Annotated in this window: 1 protein-coding gene and 1 pseudogene; both read left to right on the forward strand. The window is 45.6% G+C overall.

What is annotated here, in order from left to right:
* Nucleotides 1–265: pseudogene (locus PGX78_RS09400) on the forward strand (hypothetical protein); the annotation flags it as partial.
* A gap of 24 nt (nucleotides 266–289) precedes the next feature.
* Nucleotides 290–539: FAD-dependent oxidoreductase (locus PGX78_RS09405; RefSeq protein ID WP_270446704.1), on the forward strand; the 250-nt coding region annotated here is incomplete at its 3' end.

Consider the following 539-nt stretch of genomic DNA (forward strand, 5'->3'; position numbering starts at 1 on the left):
TCTCGTACTTATTACCGCCTTGTGCCACGCTTATCTTTTCGATCACTTGGCCTTTTTGGGCATGCAAACACGAACGGCATTATATACTGCAACCAACTTAATCTTGTTGGTGTCCCTCTTTGTTCACATTAAATATAATGCCGCCGCTTACATCATTGCCCACGGGGCCCGCCATTATAATCGACGCGTCGTCGATTTTCTCGTATTCTTATGTGTCTTCTTTTTTTACTTCGCTTTTGCAAACATTTATTTTTACCTTAACTAATTTAAGACAGGACGTTGAATACTATTGCAAAACCTTATTATCGGTGCCGGCATTGCCGGCATGAGTGCCGCCTTACACTTGGCACGTAAACAAATACCTGTAATTCTTCTTTCTCCCGTACCGTCCGTACAAAGTCAATCGGTAATGGCCGAAGGCGGTATCAATGCGGCCTTAGGGAAAGACGACAGCAGCGAGTTGCATTTCCGCGATACATGGGAAAGCGGCGGTCGTTTAGCAAACAAGGAAGCCGTACGTCATATGACACGTCGTGCCC

The organism is Megasphaera sp. AF13-6AC (assembly GCF_027685385.1).
Classification (GTDB): domain Bacteria; phylum Bacillota; class Negativicutes; order Veillonellales; family Megasphaeraceae; genus Megasphaera; species Megasphaera micronuciformis.